Consider the following 14,928-nt stretch of genomic DNA (forward strand, 5'->3'; position numbering starts at 1 on the left):
CCCGGGCGGGGTGCGCGCGTTCGTCCGGCGCGCCCCCCGCCCCGGGGCGTCAGGCCTCGTCGTCCAGGCCCTGCTGGATCGCGTACCGGACCAGCTCGACCCGGTTGTGCAACTGGAGCTTGCCGAGGGTGTTCTGGACGTGGTTCTGCACCGTGCGGTGGGAGAGCACCAGCCGGTCGGCGATCTGCCGGTACGACAGGCCCTTCGCGACCAGCCGCAGCACCTCGGTCTCCCGGGCCGTCAGCTGCGGCGCGGCGGGGGCCGTCGGGGCGGCCGGCTCGGCGGCCAGCCGGCGGAACTCGCCGAGCACCAGCCCGGCCAGGCCCGGGGTGAAGACCGCGTCGCCGACGGCGGTGCGGCGCACCGCGTCCAGCAGCTCGTCACGGCCGGCCGACTTCACCAGGTAGCCGGTCGCCCCGGACTTCACCGCCTCCAGCACGTCCGCGTGCTCACCGCTGGCGGAGAGCACCAGGACGCGCACCGAGGGATCCTGGGCGACCACCTGGCGGCAGGCCTCGGCGCCGGACAGGCCGGGCAGGTTGAGGTCCAGCACCACCACCTGCGGGGCGCAGGCACGGGCCCGGCGGACGGCCTCCTCGCCGTCCCCGGCGGTGGCCACCACGTCCAGCCCCGCCTCGGCGAGGTCGCGCGACACGGCGTCGCGCCACATCGGGTGGTCGTCCACGACCATCACCCGCACCGGCGGCCGGTCGGTCATCGGCTGGTCAGCCATCGGAACCCCTCCTCGGGACGCGCAGTTCGACCTCGACGCCCTCCCCGGGCACCGAGTACAGCTCGGCCGTACCGCCGAGGTCCAGCAGCCGGCCGCGGATCGACTGGGAGACGCCCAGCCGGCCGGCCTGCTCCGCCTCACCGAGCCGCCCCGCCGCGAAGCCCGGACCGTCGTCGCGGACGCTGACCGTGACGGCCTCCGGCTCGTCCTCCAGCAGGATCCAGGCGTGCGCCCCGGGCCCGGCGTGCCGGCGGACGTTGTCGACCGCGGCGCCCACGGCCGCCGCCAGCTCGCCGGCCGCCGGGCCGGGCAGCAGCACCGGGGTGCCGGGGGCGGAGAGGGTGATCCGCTCGTCCGTGTAGGGGCCGAGCAGGGTGCGCAGGTCCTGCGGCTCCAGCGGCGCGCGCTGCACGGGCAGCGGTCCGCCGCTCATCAGGGCCCGCAGCGCGCGCTCCTGCTCGCCGGCCAGCCGGCCGAGTTCGGCGAAGTCCGCGCCCCGGCCGGGGCCCTGCTCGCCGCCCCGGCGCTGGACCAGGGCGAGCACCTGGAGCACCCCGTCGTGGATGTCCCGGGAGAGCCGCTCGCGCTCCCGGTTCGCGGCCTCGACCTGGAGCGCCCGGGTCAGCGTCGCCTCGCTGGCGCGGGCCAGTTCGATCACGTAGCCGATCGCGCAGCCGGCCACCATCAACAGCACGATGTTGTGGATGTTGTCGCCGGTCGGACCGCCGTGGCCGAGGATGTTCGCCACCCCGATCACCGATCCGGCCGCCGCCGCCCAGCGCCAGCCGCCCCGGCCCGCGAAACCCAGGACGGTGCCGGCCGCCCAGATGGTGGGCAGCGTGGGCGCGCCGTGGGCGATCCGGGCCGGGTCGTCGGTCATCCCGCTCATCACGATGCCGGTGACGACCAGGGTGAGGTCGGTGCCGAGCACGTACCAGGTGCAGCGCAGCGGCCCGGCGAAGGCGCGGGTGCTGGCGAGCGTCCAGAGCGTCAGCGCGCCGAGGTAGATCCAGCCGGCGACGGGGTGCAGGAACTCCAGGTACGAGTCGAGGTAGCGCAGCACCGCGTAGCAGAGCGCCAGCACCCGGAAGAACGAGATGGCCCGCCAGAGCGGCAGTTCGACGGACATGCCGCCGGCCGCCACCGCCGCGCCGACCGCTCCGGGTCTGTTCCCGTCCGACATCTCCGTGCCCCTCCCCCTGCGGGCGGATCCGGCCTCCCGGCCTAGGCCGACCCGCTCTCCTTCTGCTCCTGCTCGGCGGCCTTCTGCGCCTTCTCCGCCTCCGCCTTCTCGGCCTTGGCGGCGGCCTGCTCGGCCTTCTGGACGGCCTTGCGCTCGGCGTCGGCACGCTTCTTGTCGTCGGCGATCTGCCGCTTGGCGGCGGTCGCGTAGACGTCCACGTACTCCTGGCCGGAGAGCCGCATGATCTCGTACATCACCTCGTCCGTCACCGAACGGAGGATGAAGCGGTCGTTCTCCATGCCGTGGTAGCGGGAGAAGTCCAGCGGTCGGCCGATCCGGATGCCCGGACGGATGCCGAAGTTGGGGACGACCTGGCCGGGCGGCTGCACCTTCTCGGTGTCGATCATCGCGACCGGGATCACCGGCGCGCCGGTGGCCAGCGCGACGCGGGCCAGGCCGCCGACCTTGCCGCGGTACAGCTTGCCGTCGGGCGAACGGGTGCCCTCCGGGTAGACGCCGAACAGCTCGCCGCGGTCCAGCACGGCGATCGCGCTGCGGATCGCCGCCTCGCCCGCGCCGCGCACGCCGGAGCGGTCCACCGGCAGCTGGCCGACGCCCTTGAAGAAGGCGGCCGTCAGCTTGCCCTTCAGGCCCGGCGTGTTGAAGTACTCCGCCTTGGCGATGAAGGTCACCCGACGCCTGATCAGCGCGGGGAAGAAGAAGGAGTCCGAGAAGGAGAGGTGGTTGCTCGCGATGATCGCGGCACCCTCGGCGGGGATGTTCTCCTCACCCTCGATCCACGGCCGGAAGAAGATCCGTAGCAGTGGCGCGACGATCATCTTCATCAGTCGGTAGAACAACGCCGGGCCTCCTGTTATGCGGACCGGTCGATCCTAATGCCCCGCGGCCACCGCCCGCGCCCCGCCCCGCCCCGCCGGGGTGTCCGGCAGGGGTGTACGACGCGTGCGGGCGCGTGGGACGATGCGGTTTTCCGCAGCCCGCCGTCCCGCCCTCGCCCGTCCCAACGCGCCGCCGCCCGCGAAGGAGCCCGTCATGCCGCTGCTGCCCGGTGCCGAACCGTACCGCCACCGGGGCGGGCCGGTGGGCGTACTGCTCTGCCACGGGTTCACCGGCTCGCCGCAGTCGCTGCGCCCGTGGGCCGAGGAGCTGGCGGCGGCCGGGTACACCGTCTCGCTGCCGCTGCTGCCCGGCCACGGCAGCCGCTGGCAGGACATGCAGGTGACCCGCTGGGAGGACTGGTACGCGGAGGTCGAGCGGGAGTTGCTGGCGCTGGCCGCCGAGTGCGAGCGGGTCTTCGTCCTCGGGCTGTCGATGGGCGGCGGGCTGGCGCTGCGGCTGGCCGCGCTGCACGGCCCGGTGGTCTCCGGACTGGTGCTGGTCAACCCGTCGGTGCGTTCCGACAACCCCGCGAGCGTGCTGCTTCCGGTGCTGCGCCACGTGGTGCCGAGCCTGCCCGGGATCGCCAACGACATCGCCCGCCCGGGCTCCGTCGAGGTCGGCTACGACCGGACGCCGCTGCACGCCGCCTGGTCGCTGGCCCGGCTCTGGAAGGACGTGCAGCGCCGGCTGCCGCAGGTGACCCAGCCGGTCCTGCTCTTCCACAGCCCGCAGGACCACGTGGTCTCGGCGGCCAACTCGGAACTGGTGCTGGCCCGGATATCCTCGACCGACGTGACGGAGCGGTTGTGCCAGCGCAGCTACCACGTCGCGACGCTGGACCACGACGCGGCGGAAATATTCGCGGCCGGCCAGGACTTCATCCGACGGCTGGCTCCCGCGCACGCGGCGGGCGTCACCCGGATCGAATCCGACGATCACCAAGGCTGAAGGGCCGGAAGTGCACGAGAGCAGCACGGCGGGCGGCGAGGACGAGGCGCCCCGCGAGGACGCGGAGAACACCGAGGCGGACGCCTCGAAGGCCGAGGCCGCCAAGGCCGACGGCGTGAGGACCGAGGCCGCCAAGACCGAGAGCGCGAAGACCGAGAGCGCCAAGACCGAGAGCGCCAAGACCGACGGCGTGAAGACCGAGGGCGCCTCGGGTGAGGCCGCCCCGGCGCCCGAAGCGCCCCGGGTGCGGCGCGCGCCCGAGCGCAGCCAGGCCGAGCAGGACGAGATCTTCGCCGCGCTGGTCGCCCAGTTCGACGACCCCGTCGACCTCAACAACCCGGACTGGCCGGAGGTCGAGGACCTCCGGGCGCGCGGCGAGCTCAAGGGCGGGTTCAAGGAGGGCACCGACCCGGACGACCTCGCCGACCTGGCACCGCAGCCGCGGCCCCGCTCCACCCGCCCGGTGATGCCGGCCGCCGGATCGGGCCCGCGCGACTTCGAGCTGACCGAGGAGACGGACGAGGGCCACTTCGTCCCGCCGGAGCCGCCGCCGCTGCCCGCCGCCGACGTCACCGCCAAGTTCGCCTGGCTCGCCGTGCTCGGCGGCCCGGCCCTGCTGCTGTTCGACGCGGTGGTCTGGCGCGAGGTGTCCGGCTGGCCGGCCTGGGTCGGCGTGACCGCCTTCCTCGGTGGCTTCGTCACCCTGGTGGTCCGGATGAAGGAGCGCGACGAGGACGAACCGGAGGACCCGCACGGCGGCGCCGTCGTGTAGGGCCGGCGCACCGGCGGCCCGTGGCCGAGCCGGTCATCCCGGCCCGGCCACGGAGTTCAGCCGGCCGGGAGCTCCAGGACGGCGAGCAGCGGCAGATGGTCGGTGGCGGCCCGCAGATCGCCCTCGGTGACACCGGGCAGGCCGTGCGGCACCCCGCACGCGAGCACCCGGACGCCGGGGGTCGCGAAGACGGCGTCGATCCGCTGGTAGGGGTTCTCCGGGACGGACGTGAAGGTGCCGCCCCAGGGCGCCACGAGATGGCCGTCCTGCAGCCGACCGGCCAGCAGCTGCCAGCCGGCGCCGTCCGGGTGTTCGTTGAAGTCCCCCGCCACCACGCCGAGTTCGGCGATCTTCAGCTGGTCCAGCAGCAGCTCGAACTGGCCGCGGCGCTCTTCGGCGTCCAGGCTCAGGTGACAGCTGGTGACGCCGAACGGCGCCGAGCCGGCGATCCGGACCAGCGCGCTCGCGAAGCCGCGCGCGTGCAGCCCGCGGGTCTTGGGCAGCAGCCGGTCGTGGACGGCGAGCAGCTCCACGCCCGGGCCGCCGAGCAGCAACGGCCCCGCGGCGATCCGGCCGCCGCCGGCCAGCACCTCGGTGCCGGTCGCCCGCGCCAGCCAGGCCGCCCGGCCCCGCGGGCGCCAGTAACGCGGCGACTCCTGAACGCAGGCCACGTCCGGTTCACAAGCCCGGATCACCCGAACGAGGGCGTGCCGGTCGTCGCGGAGCGAGCGGATGTTGTAGCTGAGCAGCCGCAGCCGCCGCGGGCCGGGCGGCGGCAGGTCGGTCGGTCCGGTGGTCAAGGCGGTCCTCCCCTTTCGTCCGGTGTCGACCGTACGACAGGGGCCGGGCGGCCGGGGCGGAACACGACGGCGGCGGCGCGGCCGGGCCACGAGGGCTCCGGTCGCGCCGCCGCCGTCGGCGGGTGCGGGGTGGGTCAGACGGTGCGGGCGAGGTCCGCCGCGCCGGCGATGCCGGAGGCGGAGCCCATCGAGGCGAGCACCACCTCGGCGCGCGGGCGGTGCACCCCGCCGGTCAGGTAGTGCTCGAAGGCCTTGGCGACCGGGTCGAGCAGCAGCCGGCCGGAGTCGGAGACCCCGCCGCCCAGCACGAAGACCGCCGGGTCGAAGAGCGCGGCGAGGTCGGCCATGCCGCGGCCCAGCCAGTCGGCCAGCTCGTTGTAGCAGTCCAGGGCGAGCGGGTCGCCCGCCTCGGCCGCCTCGGTGATGTGGATGCCGCGGATGGTCTCGGCGACGCCGTCGTTCAGCTCCAGCATCCGCCGGCCGCGCACGGGGTCGGCGGCGGCCATCTCCCGGCCGTAGCGGCGCAGCGCCCGGCCCGAGCCGTACTGCTCCCAGCAGCCCTTGCCGCCGCAGCCGCAGGGCAGGCCGTCGGGGACCATGTTGAGGTGGCCGATCTCGCCGGCCACGCCGAACCGGCCGCGGTGCAGCCGGCCGTCCAGGACGATCCCGCCGCCGATGCCGGTGCCGACGGTGATCAGCACCATGTCCGAGTACTCGGCGGCGGCGCCGAAGCGGAACTCGGCCCAGGCGGCGCAGTTGGCGTCGTTCTCGACCACGGTGTCCAGGCCGGTGAGCTCCTCGATCCGGCCGCGCAGCGGCTCGTCCTCCCAGTCGATGTTGGGGGCGAAGATCACCGTGGAACGGTCGCGGTCGACGAAGCCGGGGGCTCCGACGCCGGCCGCGACCACGTCGGGGTACTGCTCCTTGAGCTCGCGCACGGCCTGCGCGATGGCATCGACCGCCCACTGCGGGTCGGCCGGGGTGGGCACCCTGGTCCGGGCCAGGATCTCGCCCGCCTCGTTGACCACGCCTGCCGCGATCTTGGTCCCGCCGACGTCGACGCCGATGGTCAGAGCCATGTGTCCCTCAGCTATTCACTCGTTCCCGCTGGACGGAACGGTACCGTCCAACCCTGCCCCCGTACACACCGTCGCCTACATTAACCGAAGACAATTCACGACCAAGCTCGCCGAGCAGCTTCAAAAGTCGTACATTCCGCCCCGCTCCGTCACAGCAGGGGTCCGCACGGTCACTTCCCGGGAGCCCGGGGTTCACTGCTTGTCGGACGGCCCGTCAGGTGCGTCGAGGTCGATCCGCTCGCTGCGCGCGGCGTCCCCGGCGGTCCAGCGGTGCTCGTGGCCGGCCACGGCGGCCCGGTAGGCGGCCATCAGCTCCCCGCCGGCGGCGGCCAGGCCGGTGCCGGCGGCGGACAGGTGGCCGTACACCTCGGGCTGCTTCTCGCGCAGGCGCTCGGCGAGGCCGGCCAGCGAGATCAGGGTGTCGGCGCTCGCCTCCTGGGCCTTCTGGCCGACGACGGACGCGAACCGGCGCACCTCGTCCACCAGCGGGCCCAGCTCCGGGCCGAACGGGTGCTCGGCGGCCTGCTCGGTGCGGTCGTCGGCAGTGGTCATCGCGGGCGTCTCCTCAGCTCCGGCCGCGCCTGCGGCCCCTGGCCCCGACGCTACCGGACGGGCCCGACCGCCCCGACGGCCCGCCATCGGCGCCGGCGCACGGTCACCGGGCGGCGCGGGAGACGAACCGGCGCACGGTCACCGGGCGGCGCGGGAGGCCCGGTCGCGTCCGCGCAGGGTGCTCAGCCGCGCGGCCAGAGCGCCGGATCGGGCGCGAAGCGGACGGCGAGCGCCCCGTCGTGCAGGCCCGCGCCCGCCACCGTGCAGCGGCGCAGGGCCGAGGGCAGCGTGAGCACCCGCCGGTGGGCACCGAGGCCGACCACGAGTTCGTCGCCGCGCCGCACCAGGTCCAGGTCGGCCCGCTCGGCACCGGGCAGCGCGAGGTGCCAGACCAGCAGTCCGTCCTCGGCCAGCCGGTCCTCGACGCTCCACGGCTTCGGGTCGAGCGGGGCCGGGCCGGCCCCCGCGCCGTAGAGGCGGTCCGCGACGGCCTCCAGGGTGACCTCGGCGAACCCGGTGACCAGCACCGGGACGTCGCTCGCGGCGGTCAGCGCGGCCAGCTCCTCCTGCCGGCGCCGGGCCAGCCCGGCCAGCCAGGGATCGGCCGAGTCGGCGGCGGCGTCCGGCAGCGCGCCGTGCACCACCACGGCGTCCGGCCGGTGGCCGTGCAGGGCCAGCCCGGCCCGGATCCGGCGCAGCTCCCCGTACGGGTGGGCGTCGGCGGCGGTGACCAGGCGGACGCTGGTGCCGGAGGCGGCGAGCGCCGCACGGGCCTCGGCGAGCGCGGCGGCAGCCTTGGTCCGGCCCTCGTAGAGCCAGTCGGCGGGCATCGGCACCCCGGCCAGGCCGGCCAGCAGCGGGCGCAGCGCCCGGGCGGCCTGCCGCTGCTCGGGCACCAGCCGGGCCAGGTAGCGCTCCAGCTGCTCGGGCAGCGCGAGCGCGGCGATCAGCTCGGCGGGCGGCGGGGCGAGCACCACCAGGACGTCGGCCTCGGCGGCGGGCAGGGCCCGGAGCAGGGCGAGCCGGGCGGTGCCGGGAAGGGCGGTGAGCTCCTCGGGGTCGAGCGGGTCGGCGCCGAGCAGGTCGAGCGCGGGCTTGATCCGGCCGCCGATCTCGCCGAGGGCGTGCCGGAACGCGGCCTGCTCGTCGATCCGGGCCACGGTCAGGCCGGGGGCGTACGGGGCCGGTTCGGGCTCCAGCCGGGCGTCGAGGACGGCGTCCAGGGTGCGGTGCGGGTCGTCGGCGGCCAGCAGCAGGGTGCGCCGCCCCTGCCGGGCGGCGTGCAGGGCGGTCGCGGCGGCCACCATGGGCGCCGCCGCGTCGCCGCTGACCAGGATGGTGCGTGTCGCCGTCATGCCGTCCAGCCCCGCTTTCCCGGCGTCAGCCCTCGACGCGCTTCTTCAGTCCGGCCAGCGCCCGGTCGATGATGACCTTCTCGGCCTTGCGCTTGATCATCCCGAGCATCGGGATCTTGACGTCGACGGCCAGCTGGTAGGTGACCTCGGTCCGGCCGCCGTCCAACGGGGCGAGCGAGTAGGAGCCGTCCAGCGAACGGAGCATCTGGCTGCGCACCAGCGTCCAGCCGACCTCGCGGTCGCCGTCCCAGGTGTAGGCCAGCACGTGCTCGTCGCGGATGGCGCCGGCGTCGAGCAGCAGGCGCACCTGGGCGGCGCGGCCGTTCTCGGCGGTCTCCAGCACCTCGACCTCCTTGACCTCGCCGGTCCAGGCCGGGTAGGCGGCGAAGTCGGCGATCACGGCCATGACCTTCGCCGGGGTCGCGTCGATGGTGATGCTCGACCTGGTGTGCTCCGCCATGGGTATGGCCCTCCGCGTCGTCCCTTGCTGCCGGCCCGGCCGAGCCTGCTCGGTCGGGTGCGCCCGGAGCAGGCTATCGCGCCCGGCGATCCCTCAGGTCCGGGGCTCGGAGGGTGCGCGGCCCGGGCTCGGGGGGCGCTCGCAGGCTACCCGCCGGTCACGTCCGGGCTGCCGTAGGGTGCCATTCGAACGACCCGGTCACGGCCTGGTCGGACCGGGTAAAGGTGTGACACTTCGAACACCGGAGCCGACCCCCCTGGTCGAAGCTGCCTACCGGGCAGTAACGTCCTGCCGTCCCGCAGCGTCGCGAACGAGGAGCAGTCTTGCTCGACTTCAGCCTTCCGGCCCTCTACCAGGTACCGAGCGGCGGTAACCTCTCCGACCTCGTGCACCAGAACGCCGAGCGGCACCCGGACGTCGTGGTGCTCAGTCGCAAGGTGGACGGCCGGTGGCAGGAGTTGACCGCCGCCCAGTTCCTGGTCGAGGTGCACGCCGCCGCCAAGGGTCTGATCGCCGAGGGCATCGAGCCCGGCGACCGGGTGGGCATCATGTCCCGCACCCGCTACGAGTGGACGCTGCTGGACTTCGCGATCTGGACGGCCGGCGCGATCACCGTGCCGGTGTACGAGACCTCCTCCGCCGAACAGGTGGAGTGGATCCTCGGCGACTCCGGGGCGGTGGCCGTCCTCACCGAGACCGCCCAGCACGCCGCGGTGGTCGAGGAGGTCCGGGGGCGCCTGCCGCTGCTGCGGCAGACCTGGCAGATCGAGGGCGGCGCCCTGGCGACGCTGGCCGGGGCGGGCCGGGACGTCACCGACGCGACCGTGGCCGAGCGCCGGTCGCTGGCGACGGCCGACTCGATCGCCACCGTCGTCTACACCTCGGGCACCACCGGCCGCCCCAAGGGCTGCCAGCTGACCCACGCCAACTTCATGGCCGAGTGCGGCAACATCGTGGAGCGGCTGGCCCCGCTGTTCCGCACCGGCGAGAGCTCGGTGCTGCTCTTCCTGCCGCTGGCCCACGTGCTCGGCCGGATCGCCGAGATCGCCCCCGCGATGGCCCCGATCAAGCTCGGCCACGTCTCCGACATCAAGGACGTCACCGCCGAGCTGGCGGCGTTCCGGCCCACCCTGATCCTGGGCGTGCCGAGAGTGTTCGAGAAGGTCTACAACACCGCCCGCACGAAGGCCCAGGCCGACGGCAAGGGCAAGATCTTCGACAAGGCCGCCGACACCGCGATCGCGTACAGCCGGGCGCTGGACGCCGGCGGCGCGGGCCTGGGCCTGCGGATCAAGCACAAGATCTTCGACAAGCTGGTCTACAGCAAGCTGCGCGCCGCGCTCGGCGGGCGGGCCACCCACGCGATCTCCGGCGGCGCCCCGCTCGGCGAGCGGCTCGGCCACTTCTACCGGGGCATCGGCTTCACCGTCCTGGAGGGCTACGGCCTGACCGAGACCTGCGCGGCCACCGCCTTCAACCCGTGGGACAAGCCGAAGATCGGTACGGTCGGCCAGCCGCTGCCCGGCGCCGCCGTCCGGATCGCCGAGGACGGCGAGGTCCTGTTCAAGGGCCCGCAGGTGTTCACCGGCTACTGGAACAACCCGCAGGCCACCGCCGAGGCGCTGAAGGACGGCTGGATCTCCACCGGCGACATCGGCTCGCTGGACTCCGAGGGCTACCTCACCATCACCGGCCGCAAGAAGGAGATCATCGTCACCGCGGGCGGCAAGAACGTCGCCCCGGCGGTGATCGAGGACCGGATCCGGGCGCACGCGCTGATCGGCGAGGTGATGGTGGTCGGCGACCGCAGGCCGTTCATCGGCTGCCTGGTCACCGTGGACGAGGACTTCTTCCCCAAGTGGAAGGAGCTGAACGGCAAGCCCGCCACCGCCACGGTGGCCGAGCTGCGCGAGGACGCGGACCTGCTGGCCGCCGTCCAGGCCGCCGTGGACGACGGCAACGCCGCCGTCTCGCACGCCGAGGCGGTGAAGAAGTTCCGGCTGCTGGACACCGTCTTCTCCGAGGAGAGCGGCCACCTCACGCCGTCGCTCAAGCTCAAGCGCAACCTGGTGCTGAAGGACTTCGCGGCCGACGTCGAGGCGATCTACCAGCGCTGACCGTACGGTGCGGGCCCCGCCGCGGTGGCGGGGCCCGCACCGCTTCGTCAGCCCGCCAGCAGCGAGGTCAGCCGCCCGGCCAGCAGGTCCCACCGCCAGGAGCGGTCCACCCAGCGCCGCCCGGCCTCGCCGAGCCGCCGGCGCAGCTCCTCGTCGTTCAGCAGCCGGACGATCCGCTCGGCCGCGGCGGCCGGCGAGCCGCCCGGCACCACGTAGCCGGTCTCGCCCTCCAGCACCGCGTCCGGCGCGCCGCCGGAGTCCCCGGCCACCACCGGCAGACCGGTCGCCGAGGCCTCCAGGTAGACGATGCCCAGGCCCTCGACGTCCAGCCCGCCCCGCCGGGTCCGGCAGGGCATCGCGAAGACGTCCCCGGCGCCGTAGTGCGCGGGCAGCTCCGACCACGGCACCGCGCCGGTGAACCGCACCGCGTGGCGCACGCCCCGGGCGTCGGCGAGCTTCTCCAGGTCCGCCCGGTAGGGGCCGTCGCCGACGATCAGCAGCACGGCGTCCGGCACCTCGGCGAGGATCTGCGGCATCGCGTCGATCAGGGTGTCCTGGCCCTTGCGCGGCACCAGCCGGGAGACGCAGACCACCACCGGCCGGTCAGCCAGCCCGAGCCGGCGGCGCAGCTCGGCGCCGCCCGAGCCGGGGTGGAAGGTCTGCTCGTCGACCCCCGGCGGCAGCTGCACCATCCGGGCGGCCGCCTCCGGGCCGACCGCGTCGGCGATCCGGGAGCGGGTGTACTCGCCGAGGTAGGTGAGGGTGTCGGTACCGGCGCCGATCCGGCGCAGCAGCTGCCGGGCCACCGGGAGCTGGGCCCAGGCGGCCTCGTGGCCGTGCGTCATGCCGAGCAGCCGCCCGCCGGCTCCGGCCCGGCGCAGCGCGGGCGCCATCAGCCCGAGCGGGGCGGCCGCGCCGAACCAGACCGAGTCGCACTTCTCGGCGCGGAGGATCTCGGCGGCCCGGCGGGTGACGCGCGGTGTGGGAACCATCACCTTCGTCCGGTCGCGGATCACCGGGAACGGCTGTTCGGCGTCGAAGCGGGCGACCTCGGCGCCGTCGCGCCAGGTCGACGCGTAGACCACGATGCTCCCGGCGGGCTGACGGACAGCCATGTTGTGGACGAAGGCCTGGATGCCGCCGGGTCGCGGCGGGAAGTCATTGGTGACGATCAAGGTCTTGTGCATCTGGCCACGGCTCGCTCGGTCGGGGGGTGCTCGGTGTACCGCTGGGTGATCCGTACGATAGGTCAACACCACGACCCGCCGGGAACGGATCCGCGCACGGCAACCGTTTCTCCCCCGGGTCTGTCCTAGAACCTAGGCAGCCGGTGCGGCCCCGCCGAACGTGGCGCCGCGCCCGGCACCGGCCGCCCGGGCGTCCGTCGCGCGACGCCTCCGGTGGGACGTCCGAGACGAACGAGGGAGCGCAGTGGAGTTGGCCCCGGCCACCAAGTCCGGTTCACCCAGCGGCGCCGACGGCCCCGGCACGGCGCTGGCCGTCCGCCAGGAGCCCGTACCGGCCCCCACCGGCCCCTCCCGGCGTACCGGGGCGCTCTGCGCGCTCGGCGGGACGTGGCTGGCCTCCCGGGCACTGCTGCTGCTGCTGGTGACCGGCGTGCTGCGGATGGCCGGCGGGGACATCACCACGGACGTCTGGCTGATCTACCACGGCTGGTACGGCGTCCTGCAGACCGGCACCTTCCCGCTGGACGACGTGACCTGGCAGTACCCGCCCGGCGCCGCCCTGGTGATCATGCTGCCCGGGCTGCTGCCCTGGTCGTACCTGGTCTCCTTCTGGGTGATCTGCGGGCTGGCCGACGCGGTCGCGATGGCCCTGCTGGTGCGTACCGGCCTGCGCAGGGGCCGGGCGCTGACCGGTGCCTGGGTCTGGGTGGCCGGCGTGCCGCTGCTCGGTCCGATGATCTACAACCGGTACGACGTCATCGTCACCGCCGTCGCGGTGGCCGGCCTGCTGGCGCTGATCCGCCGCCCGGCGATCGGCGGCATCCTGCTGGGGCTGGGCGGGATCATCAAGATCTGGCCGCTGATCGGCCTGATCGGCACCCCGTCCGGCCGCCGCACCCGCCGCTCCTGGACCGCCGCCGCGGCCACCGCCGTCTCGGTGGGCTTCCTGCTGGCGGCCGGGATGAACGGCGCCTTCGAGTTCCTGACCTTCCAGAAGGACCGCGGCGTCGAGGTGGAGTCGGTCGGCGCGCTGCCGCTGCACTTCGCCCGGATGGCCGGCGCCTGGGACGGCAGGGTGACGATGAACTACGGCTCGGTCGAGATGCTCGGGCCGTGGGTGAACGTGGTCGGCAAGGTGATGCTGGCCGGCAGCCTGCTGGGCTTCGCCTGGCTGCTGCTCTGGCGCTTCACCGCCAAGCGCCGCAACGCGGCGACCATGTACGACGCGGCGCTGGCCGCGCTGCTGATCTTCACCGTGACCAGCCGGGTGATCAGCCCGCAGTACCTGGTCTGGCTGGTCGGCGTGGCGGCGGTCTGCCTGACCGTGCGCGGCACCAGCCAGCGCCCGGTGGCGCTGCTGGTCCTGGCCGCGACGCCGCTTACCGTGGTGGAGTTCCCGCTGCTCTTCAGCGAGCTGGTCGGCAGCGAGCCCTGGGCCGTCACCGCGCTGACCCTGCGCAACCTGCTGCTGCTGGCCGCCACCGGGCTCTCCTGCGTCCGGCTCTGGCGCTCGACCCGCGGGACCGCCCAGCTCCCGCCGACCGTCGTGCTGGACCGCGCGGAGCCGGAGCCGGTGTCGGCGACCGGCTACCCGGTGCGCCCGGGGATCGCGTACGAGCAGGACCTGCTGGACGGCATCGACCGGCCGCCGGCCCAGCGGCGGCGCTAGGCCGCCAGGCGGCGGACCTCGGCGACCCAGAGCGCGGTGAACTCGGCCAGTCCGAGGCCCAGCTCGTCCCGCAGGACGCGGTCCGACTGCTCCTCCCGGCCCGCGCCCGCGCCCGCCGCGCCGACCGCCCGGTAGTAGCCGACCAGCCGGTCCGGCCCGAAGCGGCGGGCGATCAGGTCGCAGGCCAGCCAGGCCTGCTCGTAGGCCTGGGCGATGCCGTCGGCCCCGGCGGTGAAGTCCTGGTCGGCGGGGAGCGCCGAGGGCACCCGGCCGGCGGCGACGTCCCGGGCCAGCTCGGGGGCGATCTGCCGGGGCGAGCGGCCGGAGTCCCGGTAGCCGGTCCAGTCGGCGACGCCCTCGGAGAGCCAGAGCGGCGTCCAGGCCCGGGTGTCGGCCCGGGTCGCCACATGCACGGCCTCGTGGGTGATCACCACCTGGCGGCCGAAGTCGCCGAGCCCCCGGTAGGCACCGGGGTTGACCAGCACCCGGTCGGCCGGGGTGTGCCGGGGGGCGCCGGGCGCCGCGGTGGTGACCGCCACCATGCCGGTCCAGCCCGCCGGGTCGGCGTCCAGCAGCCGGCCGAACTGCTCCTCGGTGCCGGGCAGCTCCAGGAGCAGCCGGCCCGGCCAGGCGGTGCCCCAGAGCGCGGTGACGGCCGGGACGGCCCGGTCGGCCACGGCCGTGAGCTGCGCCGGGTCCGGGCCGTCGGCCAGGCCGAGCACCAGGCAGTGCGCGCCGGCCGCCGCCCGGACGGTCCCGAAGTCCCAGAGCGGCGCCGGCCCGTCCGGGCCGTCCTCGCGTTCGACCCGCCAGCCCCCGCCGGTCCGCCACAGCTCCAGCCGGCGCTGGTGGACCACCGGGTAGGCGTCGTACCCGGTCACCCGGACGGTCAGTTCGGCGGTGGCGGTGAGCCGGTCCGGCCGACCGGCCGGACCGAGCACGAGGTTGCGGTAGGCCGCCTCCACCGGGGGCGCGGACGGTCCGGTGGTCAGCGTCCGGGCCCGCTCGGCCAGCAGCGCGACCACCTCGGCCCGCTGGTCCGCCACCGCGGCCACGGAGGCCGCCGGAGCCGCCCGGGGCAGCGACAGCTGGGCCAGTCCGCCCGCCGCGAGCAGCAGGGCCCCGCGCCGGGACAGTGCGCGGCAGCGTGTCACGGCGTCGGCGGGAGGGGTC

General features: G+C 74.8%; 14 protein-coding genes. 4 read left to right on the forward strand and 10 right to left on the reverse strand.

Annotated elements, in window-relative coordinates; all coding sequences use genetic code 11:
- Positions 1-49: 49 nt before the first annotated feature.
- Genes ACZ34W_RS00885 through ACZ34W_RS00895 form a run of 3 tightly spaced genes read right to left on the reverse strand, consistent with a single transcriptional unit; the run spans position 50 to position 2,776 of the window.
- A complete protein-coding gene (locus ACZ34W_RS00885) occupies positions 50-733 on the reverse strand; it encodes a response regulator (RefSeq protein ID WP_396486880.1) in 684 nt (227 codons plus the stop codon).
- On the reverse strand, positions 726-1,916 hold the full coding sequence (gene macS, locus ACZ34W_RS00890; protein ID WP_465600447.1) for a MacS family sensor histidine kinase: 1,191 nt from the start codon (positions 1,914-1,916) through the stop codon (positions 726-728). Before macS ends, ACZ34W_RS00885 begins: the two co-directional genes overlap by 8 nt.
- Positions 1,917-1,957: 41 nt before the next feature.
- Positions 1,958-2,776: a lysophospholipid acyltransferase family protein gene (locus ACZ34W_RS00895; protein ID WP_329487287.1), complete on the reverse strand. Its 819-nt coding sequence runs from the start codon at positions 2,774-2,776 to the stop codon at positions 1,958-1,960.
- Between the two features lie 193 nt (positions 2,777-2,969).
- Here ACZ34W_RS00895 and ACZ34W_RS00900 point away from each other — a divergent pair, with 193 nt between their 5' ends.
- Positions 2,970-3,764 (forward strand): alpha/beta hydrolase, encoded by a 795-nt coding sequence (locus ACZ34W_RS00900; protein ID WP_352287078.1) that lies wholly within the window; start codon positions 2,970-2,972, stop codon positions 3,762-3,764.
- A 10-nt stretch (positions 3,765-3,774) separates the two neighbouring features.
- Positions 3,775-4,536 (forward strand): hypothetical protein, encoded by a 762-nt coding sequence (locus ACZ34W_RS00905; protein ID WP_465600452.1) that lies wholly within the window; start codon positions 3,775-3,777, stop codon positions 4,534-4,536.
- 56 nt (positions 4,537-4,592) lie between these two features.
- On the opposite strand, the gene ACZ34W_RS00910 is transcribed toward ACZ34W_RS00905, so the two are convergent.
- The 5 genes from ACZ34W_RS00910 to ACZ34W_RS00930 all read right to left on the reverse strand — a co-directional run bounded on the left by ACZ34W_RS00910 (position 4,593) and on the right by ACZ34W_RS00930 (position 8,782).
- On the reverse strand, positions 4,593-5,336 hold the full coding sequence (locus ACZ34W_RS00910; RefSeq protein ID WP_465600455.1) for an endonuclease/exonuclease/phosphatase family protein: 744 nt from the start codon (positions 5,334-5,336) through the stop codon (positions 4,593-4,595).
- Between the two features lie 134 nt (positions 5,337-5,470).
- Positions 5,471-6,415: an ROK family glucokinase gene (locus tag ACZ34W_RS00915; protein WP_329487291.1), complete on the reverse strand. Its 945-nt coding sequence runs from the start codon at positions 6,413-6,415 to the stop codon at positions 5,471-5,473.
- A gap of 192 nt (positions 6,416-6,607) precedes the next feature.
- Complete coding sequence (locus ACZ34W_RS00920) at positions 6,608-6,967, reverse strand: DUF5304 family protein (protein WP_465600459.1); 360 nt, start codon at positions 6,965-6,967, stop codon at positions 6,608-6,610.
- 182 nt (positions 6,968-7,149) lie between these two features.
- On the reverse strand, positions 7,150-8,322 hold the full coding sequence (locus ACZ34W_RS00925) for an ArsA family ATPase (protein WP_465600462.1): 1,173 nt from the start codon (positions 8,320-8,322) through the stop codon (positions 7,150-7,152).
- A 25-nt stretch (positions 8,323-8,347) separates the two neighbouring features.
- Positions 8,348-8,782, reverse strand: a complete 435-nt coding sequence (locus tag ACZ34W_RS00930) for an SRPBCC family protein (RefSeq protein WP_329487294.1) — start codon at positions 8,780-8,782, stop codon at positions 8,348-8,350.
- Positions 8,783-9,105: 323 nt separating this feature from the next.
- Between ACZ34W_RS00930 and ACZ34W_RS00935 the strand changes: the two genes are divergently transcribed.
- Positions 9,106-10,899, forward strand: a complete 1,794-nt coding sequence (locus tag ACZ34W_RS00935; RefSeq protein ID WP_465600466.1) for an AMP-dependent synthetase/ligase — start codon at positions 9,106-9,108, stop codon at positions 10,897-10,899.
- Positions 10,900-10,946: 47 nt separating this feature from the next.
- Here ACZ34W_RS00935 and ACZ34W_RS00940 read toward each other — a convergent pair whose 3' ends face one another.
- Entirely contained in the window at positions 10,947-12,086 is a 1,140-nt protein-coding gene (locus ACZ34W_RS00940; protein WP_465600469.1) for a glycosyltransferase family 4 protein, read from the reverse strand.
- 244 nt (positions 12,087-12,330) lie between these two features.
- On the opposite strand from ACZ34W_RS00940, the gene ACZ34W_RS00945 reads away from it, so the two are divergent.
- Complete coding sequence (locus tag ACZ34W_RS00945; RefSeq protein ID WP_329487297.1) at positions 12,331-13,755, forward strand: glycosyltransferase 87 family protein; 1,425 nt, start codon at positions 12,331-12,333, stop codon at positions 13,753-13,755.
- Here the strand turns inward: ACZ34W_RS00945 and ACZ34W_RS00950 are convergent.
- On the reverse strand, positions 13,752-14,909 hold the full coding sequence (locus tag ACZ34W_RS00950; protein ID WP_465600473.1) for a hypothetical protein: 1,158 nt from the start codon (positions 14,907-14,909) through the stop codon (positions 13,752-13,754). The two genes, ACZ34W_RS00945 and ACZ34W_RS00950, sit on opposite strands and share 4 nt — an antisense overlap.
- Positions 14,910-14,928: the final 19 nt, after the last annotated feature.

The organism is Kitasatospora sp. NPDC022856 (assembly GCF_055561235.1).

What these genes read in the sequence shown, in the direction of transcription:
- ACZ34W_RS00885 (WP_396486880.1), bottom strand. Translation starts at nt 733, where the DNA reads ATGGCTGACCAGCCGATGACCGACCGGCCGCCGGTGCGGGTGATGGTC.
- macS (WP_465600447.1), bottom strand. Translation starts at nt 1,916, where the DNA reads ATGTCGGACGGGAACAGACCCGGAGCGGTCGGCGCGGCGGTGGCGGCC.
- ACZ34W_RS00900 (WP_352287078.1), top strand. Translation starts at nt 2,970, where the DNA reads ATGCCGCTGCTGCCCGGTGCCGAACCGTACCGCCACCGGGGCGGGCCG.
- ACZ34W_RS00915 (WP_329487291.1), bottom strand. Translation starts at nt 6,415, where the DNA reads ATGGCTCTGACCATCGGCGTCGACGTCGGCGGGACCAAGATCGCGGCA.
- ACZ34W_RS00920 (WP_465600459.1), bottom strand. Translation starts at nt 6,967, where the DNA reads ATGACCACTGCCGACGACCGCACCGAGCAGGCCGCCGAGCACCCGTTC.
- ACZ34W_RS00925 (WP_465600462.1), bottom strand. Translation starts at nt 8,322, where the DNA reads ATGACGGCGACACGCACCATCCTGGTCAGCGGCGACGCGGCGGCGCCC.
- ACZ34W_RS00930 (WP_329487294.1), bottom strand. Translation starts at nt 8,782, where the DNA reads ATGGCGGAGCACACCAGGTCGAGCATCACCATCGACGCGACCCCGGCG.
- ACZ34W_RS00940 (WP_465600469.1), bottom strand. Translation starts at nt 12,086, where the DNA reads ATGCACAAGACCTTGATCGTCACCAATGACTTCCCGCCGCGACCCGGC.